Below are 17,971 nucleotides of genomic sequence, written 5' to 3'. Positions count from 1 at the left end.
TACGAGACCGACGGGTCTGCCTAGACACGAGCCGATTGGCGTGAGAACACCCTTTACACACCTCCACCCCGTTGCCATGGTCATGCCCTCATCTGCGTATCTTCGCGCACCTATGGGGGGACACCATGCTGACCCGTCTGCTCAAGCCCTTTCCACCCGACAGACTCAGATCCACCGGCCTCATAGCCCTCGCGTTGGCCGCCGTCATCGCCGCGCTGCTTCCGCTCGCCGGAGTCGCCCCGGCCACCGCCACCAACGGCGCGGTGCGCGCCGAGGCACCCGACCCGCGGCATCCGATGGCAGCACCGCACGAGCCGGTGGTACCGGCCGACGCCATGGAACCGACCGCCCCCGTACTCCCGAGGAGCGGCTGGACCGTGTCCGCGAGCGACGAGGAGACGGCGTCCGAGGACGGCCGCGCCACGAATGTGCTCGACGGCAGCAACGCCACCATCTGGCACAGCCGTTACTCCGGCACCCCGCAACCCCTGCCGCACAGCATCACCATCGACATGCACCGTACCGCTGTCGTATCCGCCCTCGTCTACCAACCGCGCACCGACAGCGCCAACGGCAGGGTGGGTTCGTACACCATCCAGATGAGTGCCAACGGTACGAGTTGGGGTTCGGCCGTAGCCTCCGGCACCCTCGGCGACGACGCGGCCGCCAAGACCCTGAGCTTCGCCGCACAGGGCGCCCGCTATGTGCGGCTCACCGCGACGAGCGAGGCAGGAAACCGCGGCCCGTGGTCGTCGGCAGCCGAGATCAACCTCCTCGGTGACCCCGGCTCGCCCGCCTCCGTGGTCGACCTGCCGCGGACGGGCTGGACCGCGACGGCGAGCGACGAGGAGACAAGCAACTCGCCGGACAGGGCCGCGAACGTCCTTGACGGCGACGCGGACACCATCTGGCACAGTCGTTACTCCGGTACCCCGCAACCCCTGCCGCACAGCATCACCATCGACATGAAGAGCGCCCGCGACGTCTCGGCCCTCTCCTATCAGCCGCGCAAGTCCGGCGCCAACGGCCGCGTCGGCGCCTACACCGTCACGACCAGTACGGACGGCACCACGTTCGGGGCACCCGTCGCGAGCGGCACTTGGAAGGACGACGAGACCGTCAAGGGCGCCACCTTCTCCCGCACCGTCAGCGCGCGGTACGTACGGCTGACGGCGACCACCGAGGCGGGCGGGCGCGGGCCGTGGTCCTCGGCGGCGGAGATCCGTCTGAGCGCCCCGGCGAATCCGGCGACCTCCGGCTCCTGGGGCCGGGTCACCGGATTCCCGCTGGTTCCCGTAGCCACCGCCCTGCTGCCGAACAACAAGCTGCTCGCCTGGTCCGCGTACGGCATCGACCGCTTCGGCGGGAGCAACGGCTACACCCAGACCGCGATCATGGACCTCGGCACGGGAGCCGTCACCCAGCGGCGCGTCGACAACACCAAGCACGACATGTTCTGCCCCGGCATCGCGGTCCTGAAGGACGGCCGGGTCCTTGTCACCGGCGGCAGCAACGCCGAACGGGCCAGCATCTACGATCCGGCCACCGACGGCTGGTCGTCCACGACCGACATGAACATCGCCCGCGGCTACCAGGCCATGACCCTGCTCTCCAACGGCGACGCCTTCGTCCTCGGCGGCTCCTGGAGCGGCGATCCGGGCGTCAGCAAGGACGGCGAGGTCTGGTCGCCGACCACCGGCGGCTGGCGCAAGCTGTCCGGCGTACCGGCGACCGACACCATGACGGGCGACCCCGGGGGACCCTACCGGGCCGACAACCACCAGTGGCTGCACGCGACGTCGAACGGCCGGGTCCTCCACCTCGGGCCGAGCAAGCAGATGAACTGGATCTCCACCCAGGGCAACGGCTCCCTCGCGGCCGCCGGCACGCGCGCCGACAGCGCGGACGCCATGAACGGCAACGCCGTCGCGTACGACATCGGCAAACTGCTCACGCTCGGCGGCGCGACCGCCTACGAGAACACGACGGCCACCCGGCGCGCCTACACGGTCGACCTCGGTACGGGCGGCCAGCCGCGCGCCGCGCGTACCGGTGACATGGACTACGCCCGTTCCTTCAGCAACAGCGTGGTCATGCCGGACGGCAAGGTCGCCGTGTTCGGCGGACAGTCCTATCCGGTTCCGTTCAGCGACGCGACCTCGGCGCTCACACCGGAGATATGGGACCCGGCGACAGGGCGGTTCACGCGGATGGCGAGCATGCCCGTACCGCGCAACTATCACAGCGTGGCCAATCTGCTGCCCGACGGTCGCATCTTCTCCGGGGGCGGCGGCCTGTGCGGCGACTGCGCCACCAACCACGCCGACGGGGCGATCTTCACTCCGCCCTACCTGCTCAACGCCGACGGCACCGAGCGCAAGCGACCGGTCATCACGGGCACGGTGCCCACCCGGGTGTCCCACGGGGCGACCGTGCCCGTGACAACGGACTCGGCGGTCACCAAGTTCGCCCTGGTGCGGGCGGGCGCGGCGACCCACTCCACAGACAACGACCAGCGGCGTGTGCCGCTCACCTTCACCCGTAACAGCGCGACGTCGTACACCCTCGACATCCCCTCCGACCCGGGGGTGGCACTGCCCGGCGGCTACCTGCTGTTCGCACTCGACGCCGCCGGGGTACCGAGCAAGGCACGAATGATCACCGTGGGCTGACCGCGCGTAGGCCCGGCATTCGCCCGCACGGCCGTCCGCTCGTCCAGGAGGCGAGCTCGGCGTCCTACGTGATCGGGAAATCGAAATAGGTGTCCGGATAAGGCTCGTCGTCGAGCGTGTAGTGCCACCACTCGGACTCGTACGCACGGAAACCGCAAGCCTCCATGAGGGAACGCAGGTGCTGCCGGTTCCGTGCTTCGGTAGGTGTGATCCCTTGTGCGCCATGATGCGATATGGAATCCATCAGGTCATGGTCGCCGCCCATGGGAACGAGCTCACCGGTGGCCAAGTCATAGAGCGTGAGGTCGACGGTGCTGCCCCGGCTGTGACCTGACCTGGCGGCCACATATCCCTTCTCGAAGATCTCCGCCCTGTCAATATTGGGATAATGCCGCGACTTCGTCCGGTCGTCCTCCGGCTGCTGCGACCAACGCAGAAAGCAGTCGACGGCGTGCTGCGGGCGATAGCCGTCCCAGAGCAGCAGGCCGAAGCCCAGTGTTTTGGCCTGTTCTCTGGCCCGTTCCAGGGCCGCGCAGAGAGCCCTCGTACCAACGACTCGATTGGCCAGGTATCCGTCCACCGGTTTGCCGGTGAAGTTGTCCCACGTGGCGTACTTGGCATCCCAGCGTATCCCGGACGTCAGCTCGTCCACAAAGACAAAGCCGCCCTTCACCGGCTTCGTCGACTTCATCGGATTTTTCCTGTCAAGGCGAGGGACACCGTCCGGTCGATCACTTCGGAAAGCGGCAGTCCTGCGGCTGCCATCATCCTCGGATAACGGCTGTACGAGGTCATGCCGGGAAACGTGTTGACCTCATTGAGGACGACTTCTCCGTCCTCCTTGAGGAACATGTCCACCCGCGAAAGTCCGCTGCATCCCAGGGCGCGGTACACGGCCTTGGCCGTCTCCTGCACGAGTAGCCGTGACTCTTCCGGGATGTCGGCGGGCACAATTGCCATGGAGTTGTCGGAACCGGCCTCGGGGGCGTCTTCCTGGTGGATCCTGAAGAATCCGTGTGAGAGCGCGATGCGGTCAACCTCGCCCGCGATCAGCTCCGGTTCCTTCCCGAGGATGGCGCAGCCGATCTCGCTGCCGACGACTGCCTCTTCGATCAGTACCTTCGCGTCATACTGCCGTGCCGTTTCCAGCGCACTCGGAAGCTCATCTTCCCGGGACACCTTGGTGACGCCGAAGGAGGAACCGGATCGGGCCGGCTTCACGAAGACCGGATAGGTGAGCCGGGCGGGATCGATGGTTTCGTCCCCCGTGACGGTCCAGAAATTCGGTGTGGCGATTCCCGCGCTCCGGGCGACGACGTAGGCAAGGGATTTGTCCATGCACAGAGCGGAACTCTGGATGTCGCAGCCGATGTAGGGGATGCCGGAGAGTTCGAGCAGGCCCTGCATCGCGCCGTCCTCGCCGAGCGTGCCGTGCAGCACGGGCAAAACGACGTCCAGACGGATCGTCCGGTAGTTTCCCTGCCCCAGGACGATCAGTCCGTGCACGTCGCTGTCCGGCGACAGGACGACGGGACGGCAGTTGCCGTTCTCCCACTCCGCGTCGGGACTGTCACAGAGCTTCCAGGCACCGCTCCTCGTGATCCCGATGTAGAAGGGTTCGTACTTCTTGAGATCGAGGTTCCGGGCCACTTCACGCGCCGACTTGACGGAGACGGGATGCTCCTCGGAACGGCCCCCGAAGATGATGCCGACCTTCAGCCTAGCCATGCTGATTCCTGCTTTCGAATGTCAGACAGTTGGTGAGAGAGTTCTCCACGGTGTCGCGCAGGGCGTGGTCCGTGTAGTAGGCGGTGTGCGGACTGATGAGAGCGTTCGGCAGCTCCTGCAGCCGCAACAGCACTTTGCTTTCTATGGGTTTGTCCCGGCAGTCGGCGTAGAAGATGCCTTCCTCGTCTTCGATGACATCCAGCGCCGCACCGCCCAGCCTGCCGCTTTCCAATTCCTGCACCAGTGCCTCGGTGTCGATGAGCGCACCACGTCCGGTGTTGACGATCAGCGCACCGTTCTTCAACCGCGCCAGGCGCCGCCGATTCAGCAGATGGTGCGTGGCCGCAGTGAGCGGGGCATGCAGAGTGACCAGGTCGCTCCACCGCAACAGTTCATCGAGCGGAACGTGCTCGACAGAGGTCCCGGGACGATCGACGGGACGATTGTCATGGGCCACAATTCGGCAGCCGAAACCCTGCAGCCGGTCCATGACCGCCGTGCCGATACGGCCTGTCCCGATCACCCCGACGGTAAGATCGCGCAGCTCTTTTCCGCGCACATCGCTCAGTCGGTAATCGTGCATGTCGGTACGCCGAACCATGGCTTTCGCGTCCCGTACCGCCATCAGCATGAGCATCAGCGTGTAGTCGGCCACGCTGTCCGGCGAGTAGGAGACGTTTTCGACAAAGATGCCGACACTGTCCGCGTATTCCACGTCGATGTGGTTGCAGCCGATGCTCCGCGTGGAGATATAGCCCACGCCGGCTCGGCTGAGCGCACGCAGCGTGGCATGAGTGATGGGCGTCTTGTGGCCGACGCTGATGCACCGGCTTCCGGAGGCCAGGTCAGTATTGGTTTCGGACACTGGTGCGTCGGTGATGGTCGGCTGCACACCGAGGCCGGGCGCCAGTTCGCGGAACAGCACGGCTTCGTCCGGGCCGCACCCGTACATGGTGATGCGGGTCGTTTCGCTGTGGGTCATGCCTCCAGTCAAGGCGGCGTGCTGTTGCCGGAGGGTATGTGGTTTTCGATACGCCCGTGATACGTCCCACTGCCTTGACTGGAGGCATGACTTACAGAACACCGGACATGACGTCCCGGGAATTGGCGTGATCCCGCTCAGCCTCGGCGAGATCGCCGAAATCGTTGGCGGAAAGGCCGAGGGCGACAGCTCCGTGACCGTGAGCGCGCCGGCCGTGCTCGACAGTCGGCAGGCCGAGCGGGGCGGCCTCTTCGTCGCCTTCGCTGGCGAGCACGCCGACGGCCATGACTACGCGGAACAGGCCGGGCGTGCCGGAGCGGTGGCCGTGCTCGGATCCCAGGCCACGCCGCTGCCCACCGTCGTCGTCGAGGACGTCCAGACCGCGCTGCAGATGCTCGCCGCCCATGTCGTGGCCCGGCTGCGTGTCGGACTGACCGTCGTCGGGGTGACCGGCTCGCAGGGCAAGACCGGCACCAAGGACCTGCTGGCGGCCGTGCTTTCGGGCGCCGGGCCGACGGTCGCCACGGTCGGTTCCCTCAACAACGAGCTTGGTGTGCCGCTCACCATGCTGCGTGCCCAGGCGGCCACCCGGTTCCTCGTACTGGAGATGGGAGCCCGCCATGTCGGTGACATCGCCGCACTCACCGGCCTGGTCGCGCCCGACATCGCCGTCGTTCTCAACGTCGGTGTGGCCCACCTCGGCGAGTTCGGCTCGCGCGCCGCCATCGCCAGGACCAAGGGCGAACTGGTGCAGGGGCTCGCGCCCGGCGGCACCGCCGTCCTCAACGCCGACGATCCTCGGGTGGCGGCGATGCGCGCGCTCACCGACGGTCCGGTGGTGACCTTCGGCCGGGTGACCCACGCCGACGTACGGGTACTCGACCTGGCGCTCGACCGGCTCGGCCGACCGTCCTGCACGCTGCGGACCACCGCCACCTCCGCTCACGTGACGCTGCCGTTCGTCGGCGCCCACCAGGCGCTCAACGCGTCGGCTGCCGCGGCGGCAGCACTTGCGGCCGGGGTTCCCCTCGATGTGGCCACCGCAGGGCTGGCCACCGCCTCGCTGTCGCCGTGGCGGATGGAGCCGCGCGGCCTCGCTTGCGGGGCGACGCTGCTCAACGACTCCTACAACGCCAACCCCGACTCGACCCGCGCCGCCCTGGACGCGCTGGCGGCCATCGAGGGCGGGCGTCGCATCGCCGTGCTTGGCGAAATGCTCGAACTCGGCGACGACAGCGAGGCTGAGCACCGCGCCGTCGGGGAGTACGCCGCCGCCCGGGCCGACGTGGTGGCCGCCGTCGGCCCGGCAGCCCGGCCGATCGCAGACGGCGCGGGAGGGCAAGCGATCGTCCTTGCCGACAACGACGCGGCCGTCGACTGGCTGCGCGACCGCCTCGCCGCCAGCGATGTGGTGCTGGTCAAGGCTTCCCGCGGGGCACGCCTCAACGAAGTCGCCGCCGCGCTCCCGTAGCCAACTGGGCGATCAGCGTCCGCGCCGCCTCATATAGAGGTCGAAGGCCCGGTAGACCATCGGCCGCAGCGGCAGATCCCACTCGCCGACGTACCGCACCGCCTGGCCGCCGGTGCCGACTTTGAACCGGACCAGGCCGACGTGCGGGTCGTCGGCGTCGAGGGTGGGGGTGATGCCGCGCAGGTCGTAGACGTCGCAGTCGGCCGCGAGCGCGTCGCGGATCATCGCCCACTGGCAGGCGTTGGAGCCGCGCACCTCGCGCTTCTCGGTGGCGGAGGCACCATAGACGTACACCGCGTGGGCTCCGACGCGGACCAGGACAGAGGCGGCGACCAAGTCACCCTGGTGGTGGGCCAGGTAGAGCGTGATCCGCTCGAGGCCCTCGGCTCTCAGCGCCGCGAACATGGTCTCGAAGTAGCGCAGCGGCCGGGGTGTGAAGCGGTCGCGCTCGGCAGTGTGGACGTAGAGGTCATGAAACGCCTTGAGGTCTTCCGGGCCCCCGGCGCCGACCGTGACCTCGACGCCCTCCCTGGCCGCCTTCTTGATGTTGCGCCGCCACTGCTGGTTCATGCCCCTGAGCAGCTCGGCCTCGGTCCTGCCTGCCAGCGGGACCTCGTACTTGAACTGCGGATGCCCGACCCCGAACCCGTCCCGCGGGTTCTGCGGCAGCCAGCCCGCGTCCTTGAGCCCGCTGCTCACACGGGCGCCGACCGGATCGCCCCACTGTCCCGGCAGGTCGGTCAGCCGCCGGATGCCCGGATCGGCGATGCCCTCCTTGACCTGGGCGGCACTCCAGGTGTCCGTGACCACCGGCGGGCCGACCCGGACCGCGAACGCACCGTGCTTCTTGAGGTACGCCGCCAGCGGATCGAGCCACGCACCGATCTCACCGCCCCAGTCGATGACCGGGCCCTCGGGCAGATACGCCAGCGTGAAACGGTCGAGCCGCGGCACCGGACGATGCAGGACGAGCCCGGCACCCACCAGGCGCCGACCCTCGAACCAGCCGAGGGACTCACTGCGCCACTCGGTCTTGACACGGCCCCACGCCGGGGTCTGCAGAAAGCTGACCGACCGCTGGGCCCGCACGAACGCCACATGCTCGGCGGCGCCGATCGGCCTGACGACAAGACTCCCGGCTGGTGCGCGTACTGGTTCGCTGTAGGACATGCCACCAGCCAAGGCTGCGGGGTGTTGCCAACACGTATGCGGTTTTCGATACGCCGACCATATGAGATGACTCGTAGCCTTGAGGACATGCGTGTCTTGATCGTCGAGGACGAGCCCTATATGGCAGAAGCCATCCGCGATGGCCTGCGCCTGGAAGCGATCGCGGCCGACATCGCCGGAGACGGCGATACCGCTCTGGAACTACTGAATATCAACACCTACGACATCGCCGTCCTCGACCGTGACATTCCCGGCCCTTCCGGCGACGAGATCGCCAAAAGCATCGTCGCCTCCGGCAGCGGAATGCCCGTCCTCATGCTCACCGCGGCCGACCGGCTCGACGACAAGGCGTCCGGGTTCGAACTCGGCGCCGACGACTACCTCACGAAACCTTTCGAACTCCTGGAGCTCGTGCTCAGGCTCAGGGCCCTCGATCGCAGGCGCGCCCACAACCGGCCGCCGGTGCGAGAGATCGCCGGGCTGCGCCTCGATCCGTTCCGTCGCGAGGTCTACCGCGACGACCGCTACATCGCGCTCACCCGCAAACAGTTCGCGGTCCTTGAAGTCCTCGTCGCCGCTGAAGGCGGTGTCGTCAGCGCCGAAGAGCTCCTGGAGCGCGCGTGGGACGAGAACGCCGACCCGTTCACCAACGCCGTACGCATCACGGTCTCCGCCCTGCGTAAACGCCTTGGCGAACCCTGGCTCATCGCCACCGTGCCGGGCGTCGGCTACCGCATCGACACGACACCCGGCACCGGGCGCGGGAGCGGTGGCCGTGGATAGGAGGTCCGGCCCGAGCGTCCGCCTCAAGCTCACCCTCAGCTACGCCGGATTCCTCATGCTCGCTGGGGCCCTGCTGCTCGGCGCCGCGGGGCTTTTCCTGCTGCGCGAGGGATGGTTGCGGACCAACGAAGAGGGAGCCTGGACACAGAGTCCGGGCACCGAACTCGTGCGCGGTTTCGCACCGACGGCAGCCGCGGTCATGGTGTTCCTCCTGGTCTTCGGGCTCCTGGGAGGCTGGATCCTCGCCGGACGCATGCTCGCGCCCATGGACCGCATCACCCAGGCCACCCGGGCGGCCGCGGCCGGAGCGCTGTCCCACCGGATCCGTCTGCCGGGCCGCAAGGACGAGTTCCGCGAACTCGCCGACGCCTTCGACACGATGCTCGCGAAGCTCGAAGCACACGTCGCGGAACAGCAGAGATTTGCTGCCAACGCCTCGCACGAGCTGCGTACCCCGCTGTCGATCTCGAAGACACTCATCGACGTCGCCCGCGCCGATCCGCACCACGACACCGGCGAACTCGTCAACCGCCTTCACACTGTCAACACCCGGGCCATCGACCTCACCGAGGCGCTGCTCCTCCTCAGCCGCGCCAACCAACGGTCCTTCACCCGAGAGCACGTCGATCTGTCCCTCGTCGCTGAGGAAGCAACCGAAACGCTCCACCCGCTCGCGGAAAAGCACGGTGTCACCCTCGAGACCAGCGGCAACATCGCGCCCACGACCGGTTCGCCCGCGCTCCTGCTGCAGCTCACCACGAACCTCGTACAAAACGCGATCGTCCACAACGTGCCGGAACGGGGCACCGTCCGGGTCCACACCGGCGTCCGCCCCAAGACCGTGGTACTCACCGTCGAGAACACCGGCGAGCAGCTCCCCCCACAACTGGTCGCGACCCTCACCGAACCCTTCCAGCGCGGCACCGAGCGCATCCACACCGACCAGGCAGGCGTCGGCCTGGGCCTGGCCATCGTCAAGACCATCACCGAGGCACACGACGGCACCCTCACGCTTACCCCACGCCCTGCCGGCGGGCTCCGCATCACCGTGGAATTGCCCGCGGCATCAGCAGGGTGCGCCCCGAGCCACCCACAGGCAACCCACCGGGGCCGCCCGACACTTCCCGAGCCATAAGACCGGCAGCGATGGATCTGCCGGACATGTCGGCGGCTACCGTCCACTCCTTGACTTCTCCTCCGGGTGGATAGGAGTGACACGGCACGCCTCGGGGGCCGCTTCAAGACACCCGACCAAGCGCCCTCGCTCGGACGGATCCTCTTCCACTTGCTCCAGGAGTACGCCCGGCACGTCGGTCACCTCGATGTCGCGCGCGAGCTCATCGACGGCGAGACCGGTGAGTGAGTCTCCAGAGACTGCCGACGCATTGCGGGACAACCTTTGGGTTCGCATCACTCGCGGCCGACTGCGGCCGGAGCCGAACGGCGAAATCCGTGCTGACCGGTGGATGCAACGGAACGCTCGTGTCTACCAGGTCATGCGAACGATCTCCAGTGCCTCGTCCGTGTCGAGTACGAGTTGAGGATGCCCAGCAATATGACCGCGACGGGCCGGTCGAGGTCGAGGGGCGCTGAGGCACCTTCGTGAGACGTCCCGGGTGGGCAGATATCACGGCACCAGGCGCCGGGATCGACGTCTAGATCTTGCCGGGCGTCGCCACTCCCGTCACCCAGGCGCTCTCCTCCGGCAATGCGGAGGAACTGTTCCGCTCGGCCTGATCCGGCCGCCCCGACGCTGTCGATCGTTGCGGAGGACGGCGCATCGGAGGTGATGAAGGGCGGAATCGGGAGCGGGGGAGTGCGGCGCAAGAGCCGAGTACGCCCCGGCGGCTCCGTCCGCCCGTGGCCGTCATCTCTCTGTCACAGCCGTCACAGTATTGCGAGAATACTGTTCGAAACGTTTTTCCCCAAGGCTTGTACGGCGCTGAGGAGCCGTGTGTTTTTGGTGAAAACCGAAAGCGGCGACGCGGGGGCCTGCCCGTTTTCGTAATTATCATATTGTCATATATGCGTGCGTGGTCTTGCCACGCTATCCGGTCATGCACCTAGCTAGTTGTCACGCCCGCTTCTCGCCCCGGGGTTCCCGATGAGCCCCGGCAGGCCGGTGGCCCTGTGCGCCGTCGGCCAGGGAAGTGGATGTTGATCCTCAACCTGAGGAGAGGTCATGAAGAAGGTTTACGAAGCGCCGGCACTCGTCCGGCTCGGGACGTTCCGCAAGAAGACCGGGCTTCTGCAGCGGCACGGCAATGACCGGCTCATCCTGAGCAAGAACTGACGACCGACGGTCCCTGACCCAACGTCATGACTGAACTGCACGAGAGTGCGGGAAAGGGCCCCGGCGACGCGCACTTCGCGGTCTTCAACGACCGTGAGGACGCGGCCGCCGTGGCCCGATCCCTCGCACACCCCGAAGCACGGGTCCTCACCCATCCCTCCGGCCGACCGTGGCTGGTGGGGCAGTGGGACGACCAGGAGATCGTCACGGCGTACGCCGGACGCACCGGCCTGGCCGTCGTCGGCTGCTGCCCCGTCGACGCCGCCGAACTGATGGCTCGGGCCGGACGACTGCGCGACCTGGCGGAGCTGGACGCGTTCGCCCGCTCCCTGCCCGGCAGCTTCCACCTCGTCGCCGCCATGGACCAGCGGCTCAGGGTGCAGGGCACCGCGTCCGGGCTCCGGCTGGTCTTCCACGCCGCCGTGGACGGCGTGCGGGTGGCCGCGACCCGGGCCGACACCCTTGCCGCCGCGCTGGGCCACGCCCCCGACGTGGAACAACTCGCCGTCCGGCTGCTGTGGCCGGTCCCCTATCCGCTCTCCGAGACGTCCCTCTGGCGTGCTGTCACCGCCGTGCCACCGCAGGACGCGCTGATGGTCGCCGCGGACGGACGGACCGCACGCCACTCGCGCTGGTGGACTCCGCCGGAGCCGGTCCGTACGCTCGCCCAGGGCGCCCCGCTGGTCCGCGACGCTCTCACCGCGGCCGTCGACGCCCGCACCCGGCAAGGCGGCGTGGTGAGCTGCGACCTGTCCGGCGGCATGGACTCCACCTCCATCTGCTTCCTGGCCGACCGGTCGCCCGCCAAGGTGGTGGCCAGCACCTGGCCGGGACGCGATCCGGCCGACACCGATCTGTACTGGGCCGAGCAGGCGGCGAAGCACCTGCCCGACGTCGAGCACGTGGTGTGGGACGCCGATGCCTCACCGCTGGTCTACGACGAACTGCTGGGAATCGACGACCTGCTGGACGAACCGACCATCGGCGTCATGGACCGCTCGCGGGTGCTTCACCACCTGCCGGCCATGGCGGAGCGGGGCAGCCGACTGCACCTCACGGGCATCGGCGGCGACCACGTGGCCTGGTGCTCGGAGGCGTACTACCACCGACTGGCGCGCACCCGCCCGCTGTTCGCGCTGCGGCAACTGCGCGGCTTCCGAGCTCTGTGGCAGTGGCCGCTCGGCGGCACGGTCCGCGCCCTGGCCGACTCCCGCCCGTACGGGAGGTGCCTCGCCGACGCCGCCGGTCACCTGCGCGAACCGCTGCCCGCCACGGTCACCACCAGTCTCGGCTGGGGCATGCCGCCACGCCTCTTCGACTGGGTCACGACCGACGCCGAACGCATGGCGCGACGGGCCCTGGAGGCCGCTTCGACGGTCACGCCGCTGCACCCGGACCGAGGCCTGCACACCGACCTGGAACAGATCCGCGCCTGCACCCGCATCATCCGCCAGTGGGACCGCATGGCGGCCCGCGCCGGCGTCCCCATGGCATCGCCGTTCCTCGACGACCGCGTCATCGAGGAGTGTCTCGCGATCCGGCCGGACGAACGCGTCACGCCCTGGGCGTACAAGCCCGTCCTCACCGCCGCGATGCACGGCATCGTGCCCGAGACATGCCTGCGGCGCACCACCAAGGCCGCCGCAGCCATGGACGCCGCCGACGGACTGCGTCGGCACCGCGCCGACCTGCTGGCCCTGTGGGAGGACTCCAGGCTGGAACGACTGGGCCTGGTCGACGGGGAGGCGCTGCGCCGCCTCGCGCAGCGGCCCTCCGCTCCCGGGCTGCGCGACGCCATCCTCTACTCCACCATCGCCGCCGAAGTATGGCTTCGTGGCCTGCCCCCCACCCGTCCCCGCTAGGCCCGCCACCGGAGAAAGGCAGTCACCCACCATGGCACTGCGGTTCGGCCCCGACGTCTCCACCGCGGAGACCGACTACGGCACAGTCCTCCTGGACCAGCCCAGCGGAAACTACTGGGAACTCAACCCCACGGGCTCCCTCGTGGTACGGACCCTCCTCGACGGCGGCGACGAAGCGGAGGCCGTCGCCGCGCTCCTCACGGAGTTCGACATCGGCCGGGACCGCGCGGAGCAGGACGTCACAGCTCTCGTGCGGGAGCTGCGGGACTCGGGGCTGGCCTCATGACGACACCGAGCGCCCTGGAACGGCCCACCGGCGTTCCCTTCACCCGGCGTACGGCCGCCCGCCTCGTGCTGCTCCCGGCCGTCGCGCTCTCCTTCCTGCCCCCGCGCAGGATCCGCGCCGTCCTGGACGTCGTACGTCGCGGAGCCAGGCCGGCCACCGCCGCACAAGCGCAGAACGCCCGGGACGCGGTGTGCGCGGTCAGCCTGCTTTGCGCCGGCCCCAAAGGCTGCCTGCCCCGCTCGCTGGGGGCCGCCCTGCTGTGCCGGCTGACGGGCAGTTGGCCCGTGTGGTGCACCGGGGCGAGCGTCGTGCCTCCCTTCAACGCGCACGCCTGGATCGAAGCGGAGGGACGGCCCGTCGGCGAAGACGCGCCCGACGACTACTTCGCGCGTCTGCTCGCGGTGGGGCCGTCGGCAGCGAACCGGCCGCCCAGCCGATGACTCCGTCCCCGGTGAAGTCGCCGGACCGCTCGACACGGGCCGCGGTGGCCACCATGTACCGCCTCACCGCCGGACACCGGGCCGCCGTCACGGCGGCCACCGTGCTCACCCTCGTCGGCTCCGCCCTCGGGCTCGCCCAGCCCCTCGTCGCCAAGCAGATCGTGGACGCGAGCGGTCGCGGACAGGCGTTCTGGCCAGTGCTGCTCCTGCTGGCCGTGCTGTTCGTCACCGAGGCGGCCACCGGTGCCATCGGCCGCTTCGTCCTGGAACGCATGGGTGAGGGAGTCGTACGACAACTCCGCCACGGCCTGGTCGCGCGACTGCTGCGGCTGGACATGCGGGAGTACGACCGTCAGCGCACCGGTGATCTGATCTCCCGTGTGACCACCGACACCACTCTGCTCAGGGAGGTGGTCTCCCAGGCCCTTGTCGACCTCGTCACCGGAGCTCTCGTCGCGTTCGGCGCCATCGTCCTGATGATGTGGATCGACCCGCTGCTGCTGGCCATGGTCGCCCTGACCGTGGCCGTCGCGGCCGCGGTCGTCGTCTCGCTGCTGAAGGGCATCCGTGCCGCATCCGAGCACATGCAGCGCTCGGTCGGCGCGATCGCCGCCGATCTCGAACGCGCGCTCGGCGCGCTGCCGATGGTCCGTGTCCACCGGGCCGAGGACCGCGAGGCGCAGCGCATCGGTGAACGCGTCGAGTCCGCTCACGACGCGGGGGTGCGGGCCGCGAAACTCGCGTCGGTGATGAGCCCGGCCGTCGAACTCGCGGTCCAGGGCTCCTTCCTGCTCGTCCTGGTCATCGGCGGCCTGCGCGTCACCGGCGACGCCAACTCCCTCGGCGACCTCGTGGCCTTCCTGCTGTACGCCTCCTACCTCGTCCTGCCCCTGTCCTCCGTCTTCCGCGCGGTCGGCCTGATCCAGCGCGGCATGGGCGCCTACCAGCGCATCGAAGAAGCCCTGCACCTGCCGGCGGAGCCCGCTCCGCCCGGCCGCCGGACCGTACAGGTGCGTACCTGCGAGGCGGCCCGGCAAGCCACCGCGTGCCAGGAGCCCGCCCTCGCGCTGCGGGACCTCACCTTCGGCTACGACCCCGAACGGCCCGTCCTGCGCGGCGTCACGTTCACCGTTCCCCATCGGCGCCAGACGGCCCTGGTCGGCCGGTCGGGGGCCGGGAAGAGCACGATCTTCGCGCTGGTGGCCAGGTTCTACGAACCGGACTCCGGCGCCCTGCTCTTCCACGGGCGGCCCGCCACCGAACTGACCCGCGCGGAGTGCCGCGCGCGGATCGCCGTCGTCGATCAGAACACCCACGTCGTCCACGGCACTCTGCGCGACAACATCACCTATGCCGTACCCGACGCCACCGAGGCGGACGTACGGCGCGTCGTCGAACTCGCCCGGCTCGACGACGTCGTACGACGGCTGCACGGCGGGCTGTCCGGCATGCTCGGCGAGCGCGGCAACACGCTCTCGGGCGGCGAGCGCCAGCGGGTCGCCCTGGCCCGCGCCCTGCTCGCCCGCCCCGAACTGCTCCTGCTCGACGAGCCCACCTCCCACCTCGACGCCATCAACGAGGCGGCGCTCACCACGGTGATGAAGGACGTCGCGCAGGAATGCGCCCTTCTGGTGATCGCGCATCGGCTCTCCACCGTCCAGCACGCCGACCAGATCGTCGTCCTGGACCGTGGTCGCACGTCCGCCAGCGGAAGACACGAGGAACTGCTCACCGGCAGCTCCCTGTACCGCGAACTGGCGGCCGGACAAGTACTCCGCCCGGCCGCCGCCCGACCCGTCCCCGAGCGGGCCGCCCGCACTCACCCGCGCACCTAGCCGGTTGCTCACCGTACGCACGGACGGCTGCGGGAGGGCACGTCCGTGCCGTCAGCGAGCGTGCCGGGTCAGCAGTTCTGGCACTGCACATCAGCAGCCCGCCGACCCGCAGTCGCCACCGACGATCTCGACGACCGAACGGCCGAAAGTACTGCCAAGCCGGTGGTCAGTCCTTGGGTTTGACCTTCGACGACAGGTAGAACATCCCTGCCATCGCCGCGATCAGAACTCCGGCCAGCCCGGCCGGTTCCAGCGCGACCAGTCCCGCTGGTTCCATCCGTCCGGCGGGCTGCGCTTGCCGGGCCGCCCCTGGCGTCGCCACCCTACATCCGGCCGTTCGACTCAGCCCACGCGTTCTGGCGTCCACGGGAGCCCTGTCCGCTTCCCCGACGCCACCCCGCGCGGAGTGCGGCGAGGAGGGGTCGAGTATGCCCGTGCGCGAAGCCACCCGGCACCGAAGCGGGGCGCACCCCGGTGCACCCCGTCCGCTGTGGTAGATCAGCACCGCGGTCCACGAGTTGCGCGACAACGGACAGACACTGTGGTTCACCGGCCACAGCCTCGGCGGCGCGCTGGCCATGCTGGCCGCCGCGCGACTGCACTTCGAGGAACCCCGCCGCACCGCCGACGGCGTCTACACCTTCGGCAGCCACGCACCTGCGACCGCGTCCTGGCACGCGCCTACAACAGCGCCTTCACCAAGCGCATGTACCGCTTCGTCAACAACAACGACGTCGTCCCGCGACTCCCGCCCGAGCCGGTCTTCCACCACGTCGACGCCTTGCGCTACATCGACTCCAGCGGCACCATCCGCGACAAGACGCCGATGCTCGGCGGCCTGCTGGACCGGGCCGAGGGCTACACCGCAGACATGCTCGCACCGGCCTCCGACGGCGTCCGCGACCACTTGATGAAGCAGTACATCGCCGCCCTCGAGAAGAACCAGCACTGAAGCACCGCCGCGTGCCCGGGCCCACCGCATGCTCAGGCCGACCGCCGTCCGGGCCGCCGCCTGCCGTGTGCCGTCCTTCGCGACCGTGCCGTTGGCCGCGCTCATGCCGCTGCTGACCCATATCACCGAACGTGTCCTTGAGCGAGACCGCGGAACTCCACCGAAGGGCCGCTGAGGTGCCCGCGGACGTCACCCGCCAGCCGGCGCCCGTCGACCACTTCCAGCGGCCCGAGAGTCGTGACGTTTTCCCTCAGCGCCACATCGGATCACGTGTGGGGTCGGTCAGGGTCCGGGACGCCGGGCCGTCGTTCCCCGGGGTACGACCCGATGGCTGAGCACCGTCGTCGCGGCACCGTCCGCCGCGCTCTCCGCACCGGGCGTCGTCGCGGGCGTCGCACCGGCGCGGGCCGCCGTGTCGATGATGTGCCGGGCGGCCAGGGAGCCCATCTCGTACAGCGGCAGACGCACCGTGGTCAGGTCGACGAACTCCGCGGTACGCAGATCGTCCATGCCCGCCACGGAGATCTCCCCCGGCACCTCGATCCCCGCCTGGCGCAGGGCGCTCAACGCGCCGACGGCGGCCTCGTCGTTGGCCGCGAGGACGGCGTCCGGGAGCGGGCGGTGCGCGATGAGCCGCAGGGTGGCGGCGTGCCCGGACTGGTAGTCGAAGCCGCCGGGGCGGCAGAGCGCGCCGTCGGCGAGCCCCGCGTCGGCCATGCGCGACAGAAAGCCCTCACGCCGGTGCCGGGTGACGGTCATGCCGGGCGGGCCCTCGATGAACGCGATGCGCCGGTGGCCGAGCGAGACGAGGTGATCGGTGATGTCGTACGCCACGGCGCGGTTGTCGACCACGACGGAGGGGCAGCAGAGGTCGCGCACGGCGAGTGAGACCGTCTGGATGCCCTGCTCCTGGGCGCGGCGCACGGCTTTGACCAGGTCGGGGGCCTGTGGATCGTCGACGTGGCCGCTGCCGGCGAAGATGACGCCCGCGGCACGGTAGTCCCGCATGGCCTGTAGGCGGCTGATCTCCGTGTCGGTGCGCCGGTCGACGTTGGACAGCATGGTGACGTAACCGGCCCGGGTCGCCACGTCGTCCACTCCGCGTGCGATGACGGAGAAGTACGGGTTGTCGATGTCGCTCACGAGGACGCCGACGAGCCGACTGTGCGGGGAGACCATGGCGCGGGCGAGGGCACTGGGGGAGTACTCCAACTCCGCGGCGACAGCGAGGACTTTGGCTCGCGTCCTGGCCGAGATGGGGTGACTGGAACCACTCAGCACGCGCGACGCGGTCGACACGGCCACACCCGCCGCCCGGGCGACTTCCACCAGTGAACTCACACACCACCGTCCAGTGAAACGTTTGCCTTCGTGGTGCCAAAACTCGCACAGGAGCGTCGAGTTCGCAAGCGTCGGCGATCACCAGGAACAGTCCTGGACCTGGGTCGTGTGCGCCAACAGGCCGGACTGTAAGCCAAGTTGGAACTTGACGGCTCC

At 69.1% G+C, this 17,971-nt stretch carries 14 protein-coding genes and 2 pseudogenes; 11 read left to right on the top strand and 5 right to left on the bottom strand.

Annotated features, from left to right (window positions below):
- Positions 1-125: 125 nt before the first annotated feature.
- Positions 126-2,672, top strand: coding sequence for a discoidin domain-containing protein (locus IG78_RS0133635; protein WP_225882325.1), 2,547 nt, complete (start codon positions 126-128; stop codon positions 2,670-2,672).
- A gap of 64 nt (positions 2,673-2,736) precedes the next feature.
- Here the strand turns inward: IG78_RS0133635 and vanX are convergent, their stop codons facing one another.
- The 3 genes from vanX to IG78_RS0133620 are packed head-to-tail and all read right to left on the bottom strand — an operon-like array spanning position 2,737 to position 5,382.
- Positions 2,737-3,345 carry a D-Ala-D-Ala dipeptidase VanX gene (vanX, locus tag IG78_RS0133630; protein WP_063760840.1) on the bottom strand — a complete coding sequence of 203 codons (609 nt, stop codon included), beginning with the start codon at positions 3,343-3,345 and terminating at the stop codon, positions 2,737-2,739.
- A gap of 14 nt (positions 3,346-3,359) precedes the next feature.
- Positions 3,360-4,400 (bottom strand): D-alanine--(R)-lactate ligase VanA-Sc, encoded by a 1,041-nt coding sequence (gene vanA-Sc / locus IG78_RS0133625; RefSeq protein ID WP_030570780.1) that lies wholly within the window; start codon positions 4,398-4,400, stop codon positions 3,360-3,362.
- The gene (locus tag IG78_RS0133620; RefSeq protein WP_030570777.1) at positions 4,393-5,382 is read right to left on the bottom strand and encodes an NAD(P)-dependent oxidoreductase; all 990 of its coding nucleotides are present in this window, start codon (positions 5,380-5,382) and stop codon (positions 4,393-4,395) included. Before IG78_RS0133620 ends, vanA-Sc begins: the two co-directional genes overlap by 8 nt.
- A 127-nt stretch (positions 5,383-5,509) precedes the next feature.
- Here IG78_RS0133620 and IG78_RS0133615 point away from each other — a divergent pair, with 127 nt between their 5' ends.
- Positions 5,510-6,853 (top strand): UDP-N-acetylmuramoyl-tripeptide--D-alanyl-D-alanine ligase, encoded by a 1,344-nt coding sequence (locus IG78_RS0133615; protein WP_030570774.1) that lies wholly within the window; start codon positions 5,510-5,512, stop codon positions 6,851-6,853.
- 12 nt (positions 6,854-6,865) lie between these two features.
- On the opposite strand, the gene IG78_RS0133610 is transcribed toward IG78_RS0133615, so the two are convergent.
- Entirely contained in the window at positions 6,866-8,023 is a 1,158-nt protein-coding gene (locus IG78_RS0133610; protein ID WP_030570771.1) for a lipid II:glycine glycyltransferase FemX, read from the bottom strand.
- A gap of 87 nt (positions 8,024-8,110) precedes the next feature.
- On the opposite strand from IG78_RS0133610, the gene IG78_RS0133605 reads away from it, so the two are divergent.
- From IG78_RS0133605 to IG78_RS44480, 9 genes and pseudogenes are all read left to right on the top strand, one after another.
- The gene (locus IG78_RS0133605) at positions 8,111-8,806 is read left to right on the top strand and encodes a response regulator transcription factor (protein ID WP_030570758.1); all 696 of its coding nucleotides are present in this window, start codon (positions 8,111-8,113) and stop codon (positions 8,804-8,806) included.
- Entirely contained in the window at positions 8,799-9,941 is a 1,143-nt protein-coding gene (locus IG78_RS0133600) for a sensor histidine kinase (protein ID WP_051853165.1), read from the top strand. The genes IG78_RS0133605 and IG78_RS0133600 overlap by 8 nt, the downstream gene beginning before the upstream one ends.
- Before the next feature lie 84 nt (positions 9,942-10,025).
- Positions 10,026-10,169 (top strand): annotated as a pseudogene (locus IG78_RS46670) (mycothiol transferase); the annotation flags it as partial.
- An 819-nt stretch (positions 10,170-10,988) separates the two neighbouring features.
- Positions 10,989-11,099 carry a keywimysin-related RiPP gene (locus IG78_RS48580; RefSeq protein ID WP_107055052.1) on the top strand — a complete coding sequence of 37 codons (111 nt, stop codon included), beginning with the start codon at positions 10,989-10,991 and terminating at the stop codon, positions 11,097-11,099.
- A gap of 26 nt (positions 11,100-11,125) precedes the next feature.
- Positions 11,126-12,961: a lasso peptide isopeptide bond-forming cyclase gene (locus IG78_RS0133585; RefSeq protein WP_030570752.1), complete on the top strand. Its 1,836-nt coding sequence runs from the start codon at positions 11,126-11,128 to the stop codon at positions 12,959-12,961.
- A gap of 31 nt (positions 12,962-12,992) precedes the next feature.
- Positions 12,993-13,247 (top strand): lasso peptide biosynthesis PqqD family chaperone, encoded by a 255-nt coding sequence (locus tag IG78_RS0133580; protein ID WP_030570749.1) that lies wholly within the window; start codon positions 12,993-12,995, stop codon positions 13,245-13,247.
- Entirely contained in the window at positions 13,244-13,687 is a 444-nt protein-coding gene (locus IG78_RS0133575; RefSeq protein WP_030570746.1) for a lasso peptide biosynthesis B2 protein, read from the top strand. Before IG78_RS0133580 ends, IG78_RS0133575 begins: the two co-directional genes overlap by 4 nt.
- Entirely contained in the window at positions 13,684-15,522 is a 1,839-nt protein-coding gene (locus tag IG78_RS0133570; RefSeq protein ID WP_030570743.1) for an ABC transporter ATP-binding protein, read from the top strand. The genes IG78_RS0133575 and IG78_RS0133570 overlap by 4 nt, the downstream gene beginning before the upstream one ends.
- A gap of 503 nt (positions 15,523-16,025) precedes the next feature.
- Positions 16,026-16,474: pseudogene (locus IG78_RS44480) on the top strand (lipase family protein); the annotation flags it as partial.
- Between the two features lie 282 nt (positions 16,475-16,756).
- On the opposite strand, the gene IG78_RS0133555 reads toward IG78_RS44480, so the two are convergent.
- Positions 16,757-17,815 carry a LacI family DNA-binding transcriptional regulator gene (locus tag IG78_RS0133555; protein ID WP_030570740.1) on the bottom strand — a complete coding sequence of 353 codons (1,059 nt, stop codon included), beginning with the start codon at positions 17,813-17,815 and terminating at the stop codon, positions 16,757-16,759.
- Positions 17,816-17,971 lie beyond the last annotated feature (156 nt).

The organism is Streptomyces aureocirculatus (assembly GCF_000720475.1).
In the GTDB taxonomy this organism is placed as follows: Bacteria; Actinomycetota; Actinomycetes; order Streptomycetales; family Streptomycetaceae; genus Streptomyces; species Streptomyces aureocirculatus.
Note: the sequence above shows the minus strand (reverse complement) of the source record. Positions and strands in the feature narration are given on the sequence as shown.

What these genes read in the sequence shown, in the direction of transcription:
- IG78_RS0133635 (WP_225882325.1), top strand. Translation starts at nt 126, where the DNA reads ATGCTGACCCGTCTGCTCAAGCCCTTTCCACCCGACAGACTCAGATCC.
- IG78_RS0133580 (WP_030570749.1), top strand. Translation starts at nt 12,993, where the DNA reads ATGGCACTGCGGTTCGGCCCCGACGTCTCCACCGCGGAGACCGACTAC.
- IG78_RS0133585 (WP_030570752.1), top strand. Translation starts at nt 11,126, where the DNA reads ATGACTGAACTGCACGAGAGTGCGGGAAAGGGCCCCGGCGACGCGCAC.
- IG78_RS0133575 (WP_030570746.1), top strand. Translation starts at nt 13,244, where the DNA reads ATGACGACACCGAGCGCCCTGGAACGGCCCACCGGCGTTCCCTTCACC.
- IG78_RS0133620 (WP_030570777.1), bottom strand. Translation starts at nt 5,382, where the DNA reads ATGACCCACAGCGAAACGACCCGCATCACCATGTACGGGTGCGGCCCG.
- IG78_RS0133605 (WP_030570758.1), top strand. Translation starts at nt 8,111, where the DNA reads ATGCGTGTCTTGATCGTCGAGGACGAGCCCTATATGGCAGAAGCCATC.
- IG78_RS48580 (WP_107055052.1), top strand. Translation starts at nt 10,989, where the DNA reads ATGAAGAAGGTTTACGAAGCGCCGGCACTCGTCCGGCTCGGGACGTTC.
- IG78_RS0133610 (WP_030570771.1), bottom strand. Translation starts at nt 8,023, where the DNA reads ATGTCCTACAGCGAACCAGTACGCGCACCAGCCGGGAGTCTTGTCGTC.
- vanA-Sc (WP_030570780.1), bottom strand. Translation starts at nt 4,400, where the DNA reads ATGGCTAGGCTGAAGGTCGGCATCATCTTCGGGGGCCGTTCCGAGGAG.
- IG78_RS0133570 (WP_030570743.1), top strand. Translation starts at nt 13,684, where the DNA reads ATGACTCCGTCCCCGGTGAAGTCGCCGGACCGCTCGACACGGGCCGCG.